Annotated in this window: 6 protein-coding genes; all 6 read left to right on the forward strand. The window is 41.0% G+C overall.

Features of this window, described 5'->3' with window-relative positions; genetic code table 11:
• Positions 1 to 450 precede the first annotated feature (450 nt).
• Positions 451 to 1,617, forward strand: a complete 1,167-nt coding sequence (locus NTU69_08290) for a PAS domain S-box protein (protein MCX5803512.1) — start codon at positions 451 to 453, stop codon at positions 1,615 to 1,617.
• A gap of 250 nt (positions 1,618 to 1,867) precedes the next feature.
• Positions 1,868 to 2,662 carry a DUF3147 family protein gene (locus tag NTU69_08295; GenBank protein ID MCX5803513.1) on the forward strand — a complete coding sequence of 265 codons (795 nt, stop codon included), beginning with the start codon at positions 1,868 to 1,870 and terminating at the stop codon, positions 2,660 to 2,662.
• A gap of 253 nt (positions 2,663 to 2,915) precedes the next feature.
• On the forward strand, positions 2,916 to 3,560 hold the full coding sequence (locus NTU69_08300; protein ID MCX5803514.1) for an adenylate kinase: 645 nt from the start codon (positions 2,916 to 2,918) through the stop codon (positions 3,558 to 3,560).
• Between the two features lie 115 nt (positions 3,561 to 3,675).
• Positions 3,676 to 3,855, forward strand: a complete 180-nt coding sequence (locus NTU69_08305) for a hypothetical protein (GenBank protein MCX5803515.1) — start codon at positions 3,676 to 3,678, stop codon at positions 3,853 to 3,855.
• The gene (locus NTU69_08310) at positions 3,836 to 4,471 is read left to right on the forward strand and encodes a sugar phosphate isomerase/epimerase (protein ID MCX5803516.1); all 636 of its coding nucleotides are present in this window, start codon (positions 3,836 to 3,838) and stop codon (positions 4,469 to 4,471) included. Before NTU69_08305 ends, NTU69_08310 begins: the two co-directional genes overlap by 20 nt.
• Positions 4,472 to 4,587: 116 nt before the next feature.
• On the forward strand, positions 4,588 to 5,518 hold a 931-nt coding region (locus NTU69_08315; protein ID MCX5803517.1), incomplete at its 3' end, for a PAS domain-containing protein.

Consider the following 5,518-nt stretch of genomic DNA (forward strand, 5'->3'; position numbering starts at 1 on the left):
TTTTTTGGAGAATTCTTCAGGGATACCATGATTCCATACCATTTCACCGAACTGGCCATTTACAATTGTTCCATCAAGGTCAAAGGAGACTATCCTTTTCATGGATGTAGTATAGCATGGTTTGGAGCAATTTTCGATTGCTGATTCAAATTTCGTCTATCCTGTCTATTCAGTCTTTCTTGTCTATTTTGTCATGACCAGAGAGACCAGAGAGACGAAAGAAACAAAATAGACTTAAGATGCGCCGGAACACTGTTTTTTCACCCCAGCAGTGAAAAGGCAGGCTGAGGTTAAGGTTAAGGTTTAGCTATACCGAGGATCAGTTTTTGGATGGCATTTAGAAAATTCTTTACGTCATTTATGAACTATGGTTAAAATGTATTTGAAAAATTGTTTTTTATTTTTAGGGTTCCAGTATGAGCAGGGTTAAATAAGGGAGATAAGAAACCCATGAAAAAAACGAAAACAGGGGCGAAACCCAAGAGAAAAAAGGATGTTAAATTTGCATCAGAAGATATGTACCGTACCATCTTTGAAAATACCGGGACCGCGACCAGTATCAGTGAGGAGGATACAACCATATCTCTGGTAAACACCCAATTTGAAAAGCTTTCCGGTTATATAAAAGAGGACATTGAGGACAGAAAAAGCTGGACAGAGTTTATCGCAAAGGATGACCTCGAAAAGATGCTGCAATATCATAAGTTGCGCAGACTTCATCCTAAGGCTGCGCCGAAGAATTACGAGTTCAAATTCGTCAACAGGCAGGGAGAATTGAGGAATATCTACATAACGGTGGATGTCATACCTGGGACGAAGAAAAGCGTATTATCCTTTATGGATATTACGGAGCTTAAGAGGGCCGAGCAGGAAATCCGTAAGTTGAATAAGGAACTTGAGAAACGTGTGAAGGAACGTACAGCACAGCTTGAGGCTGCCAATAAAGAGCTGGAAGCATTTTCTTACTCTGTCTCCCATGACCTGAGGACCCCCCTTATTTCCATTGATGGTTTTTCCCGCATCCTTTTGAGAAGGTATGCAGCACAGCTTGATGATAAAGCACTACACTTTTTAAACGCCATTCAGGGCTGCACCAAAGAGATGCAGCAGCTTATCAATGACCTCCTTGCCCTGTCTCACCTGAAGCGCCAGGAGCTTAAAATCTCGGAAATAAACATAGGAGAGCTTGCGAAGAGTGTTTTTGAGGAACTCAAGGTAATCACGCACGGGCGAAAGCTGAGACTTATAATGAATAATCCACCATCCGCTCAAGGTGATATGTCGATGATACGCGAGGTCCTGTTGAATTTACTTTCCAATGGTGTAAAGTTTACCAGGAAAAGGGATATTGGCATCATAGAAGTAGGTGGTTTTGAAGGGGACGGGGAGAATACGTATTATGTGAAGGATAATGGTGTCGGGTTTGATATGCAATATAAGGAGAAGCTTTTCGGGGTATTCCAGAGACTGCACAGTGCGGATGAATACGAAGGAACAGGGATAGGGCTTGCAATTGTTCAGAGGATTATAAATCTACACGGTGGGAGGGTCTGGGCTGAAGGAGAAGTTGACGAGGGTGCAACCTTTTATTTTACCCTGCCGCACACTCCTCAGTAAGTAATAAAAACTTTTGAAATACTGTTTCGGCTCGAAGGAGCCGCAAAGTTCTTCCGGCCATTACAGTCAGGATTCTAATCAAACTATCTTCAACTCTTTGATATTTCTATTGAATAACGTTATGCGTCAGCAAAAGTCAGGAAACTCCAGTATTTATATTCATAGTTTTTTTCTACCTACCGCTTACTTCATACTCCTTACCGCTTTAAACCGTTGACACTGTGAAAAGGTATCTGTTACCCTCTAAATCATGGATAACATTTTTCTGCTTAAACTTTTTCTGTCGTTTATCGTGGGAAGTTTCTGGATAACCACGGGGACTGTACTTGCTGAAAAACATGGCACAAAGATAGGTGGGTTGGTCGCAGGACTCCCATCCACCATATTGATATCTCTGTTTTTTATTGCGTGGACACAATCTACCCGTGTCGCTGTTGAGGCCACAACCATTGTTCCGATCATTGGGGGTATCAACTGTCTCTTTCTTGTTGCATATATTTTTCTTTTGAGGATTAATTTCTGGCTGGCCTTATCCGGTTCATTGCTCGTATGGCTTCTCTTCTCATCAGCCCTTGTTCTCATCAAATTCAGCAGCCTTACATTATCCCTGATTGCTTATATATGCCTGCTAATCATATCTTATTATGTAGTAGAGCGAAAATTGCAGATTAAGTCTGAATCAGGGAAAAAGATAAGGTATACATCTTCAATTATGATATTCAGGGGACTCTTCAGCGGGTTTATCATTGCCCTAACTGTCGTGCTGGCGAAGATTGGTGGTCCCCTGTTGGGTGGTATGTTTGCTATGTTTCCAGCCATGTTTATCAGCACTTTATTCATTACATATTTTGCTCATGGGGCTTCATTCTCATCGGCTGTTATGAAGGCATCCATCCTGGGTGCCATCAGTGTTGTAATATATGGGGTAGCGGTGAGATATACGTATTTGCCATTTGGATTATGGGCGGGGACATTCATTTCAATTATCATTTCTTATGGAGGTGCATTTCTCGTTCATCATTTTATTGCAGGGAAGGCGGCATAACACAGATGTTTTTTTCGATGATTTTTTGTGTTTTCTTTGATAAAATCATTGGCATAATTACACAGGAGGGGTTATGAAGGAAAAAAGCAGACAGAAAAGGGAAGGTAAGAAGGCTCCACAAAAAACCTTGAAGGAAAAGAGGAAAGAAAAGCAGGAAAAGGCAAAAAACAAATAGAGGGTTTGATTGTTTGGAAAGGTTGTATAATTTGTAGCCTTTAATACACGCAAGAATTCTATATAAGGAGGATGTACAATGAGAATCGTTTTATTGGGAGCCCCCGGTGCCGGGAAAGGGACAGTTGCGAAACTATTGACCGACTATGATGGGTCTGTGCAGATTTCAACGGGTGATATTTTGAGAAACGCAGTAAAAGCAAAAACAAAACTGGGCCTGGAGGTTCAGGGTTATATGGAGCGCGGTGAGCTTGTTCCGGATAAACTCATTATGGATATCATGGAAGCAAGGCTAAGGGACCCAGATTGCGGGAAAGGGTTCATACTCGATGGCTTTCCAAGAACCATTCCTCAAGCTGAGGCATTAAGGGAACTATTGAAAAAACTAAGCCTGAAACTGGATGTGGTGGTTAACCTTGATGTCCCGAAAGAGGTTATTCTTGACAGGTTGACTACACGCAGAACCTGTTCAAATCCAGATTGTCAGGAAATATACAACATTAAGAGCAAGCCCCCCACACCGGATGGTAAATGCATAAAGTGCGGCTCTCCTGCAGTTCAGCGTGCCGATGAAACTGTGGAGGCCATTACCAAACGGCTTGAGACCTACAATGAAAAAACTACCCCTCTGATAGATTTCTACAGGAAAGAGGGTCTTTTAAAATCTATCAGTTCATTGAGCAGTGAGGAAATTGTTTCCCAGATAAAAGTGGCAATTAAGTAAAACCAGCTCATAGCTGACGGGCAAATAAATGGGTATTAGCCTTCAGCAGTCGGCTTTCGGAGTTTTTGAACGGGCTGATTGCTGATAGCTGAATGCTGAAAGCTAACAGGTAATAATGAATTTTGGTTTTTCAACCTTCTTTTTTGTTAAAAAGAATATACTGGAAATAATCGATGATACTGTATCTTCCGGGATAAGGGTAATAGAACTTTCCTATGAGATACCCCATGCCCTGAATATGGGCAATGCCTTTTTGAAAAGGGGTGGAATTTTCAATGCACGCCCCCTTTTTTGAGATAAATCTCGGCAGTTTTTTTAACGATATAAGGGAAATTTCCAGGGAAAGGATAAGGCTGTCATTGGATTTAGCACATAGAATTGGATGTGACCCTGTGGTTATACATCCGGGTTATACCTTTCTCATGGACAAATTAAAAGGCATAGAGGACAAAACGAGAGAGGCATTCATTGAAGACCTAAAAAACCTTACCATTTATGCAAAGGAAAGGAATTTAAGGATAGCCCTTGAGAATGTGCATATGCCCTTTTTCTTTTTTTATGAACTGAGAGATTTTAAAGAACTGCAAGACATGATTCCGGATATTGGCATCGCGCTGGATATAGGACACGCATATATCACGAAATGCTCAAAAGGGGAGAAAGACCCCGAAGGTGCTATTATAGAGGACTTAAGGGTAACGGGTATAGAAAATGTATTCCACGTTCATATCCACAACAATATGGGAATAAAGGATGACCATTACTTCATGAACGGCAATATGGATATGAAGCGAATATTAAGGTCCCTTAAAGAGGCAGGGTATGGTGGTAAGGTCATCATAGAAAGTGGTGATATGGAGGAGTATGGGATAACCCCCGTACTCAAAAAACTAAAAGATATAACTCCATAAATTATAGCATGTTTCCTATATAACCACATTTTCCCAACCTTCCCTCAATAAACGCCAAAACTTCTTGATAATCTTGTATATTCGTTGACGATTATGTATTATATGATTATATAACTATGAAACTGGTAGGAAGAAGAAAAACAAAAGAGTGGCGGGACATTGTTCTGGCTACCATTCTTTCAATCACATTTCCCTTCTTCATAGTATCTATTCATCTCAGCGAAAGGCTCTACAGTTATTTTAGTGATCTTGCGCCGCTTGTTACCGAATATGTGGTAAATTTCATCTTCCTCTATCTGGCCGGACTCCTTTACATAACTTACCATAGATGGAAAAGGGCTGAAAAAAAGCAGCAGGAAATGGAAGATATAATCTCAAGCATAAGTCCTGATACATTAATCGTGGTAGACAGGGAGAAGAATATCATCATGTGTAACCCTTCGATACAAAGGATGTTTGGCTACGAACCAGACGAAGTTATTGATAAAAAAACTGACCTTTTATATTTCCATGAGCAATCTGAAACTAAAGAACTTCAAGAAACAGACGAAATACCCGAACAAGAAGGGTACCATATAGGGTTCGCACAAGGCGAAAGGAAAGACGGAGGACAGATACCTCTCGAAATCATAACAGGTAACCTGAGCGCTAAAGATGGTGCGGTACTGCTACTTAGAGATATTACAAATCGCAGAGAGGCAGAAGCAGCTCTCCAGAAAAGTGAACAAAAATTACGTGCTCTCTTTGAAGATTCGAGGGATGCAATCTATATCACAACAAAAGAAGGGAGGTTCATCGACTTCAACCAGGCCTATCTGGATTTATTCGGCTACTCAAAGGAAGAGATGGTTCCCTTATATGCAAAAGATACCTATGCGAATCCTGCTGATAGAGATATGTTCAGAAAGACGATAGAAGAAAAGGGTTCGGTGAGGGATTATGAGATTAAGCTCCGCAAGAAGACTGGGCAAGAGATGGAGTGCCTGATTACAGCGACAATCAGGTATGGAAATGATGGGGGTATATCAGGATATCAGGGCATAATCA

Source organism: Pseudomonadota bacterium (genome assembly GCA_026388215.1).
Taxonomy (GTDB): domain Bacteria; phylum Desulfobacterota; class Syntrophorhabdia; order Syntrophorhabdales; family Syntrophorhabdaceae; genus JAPLKF01.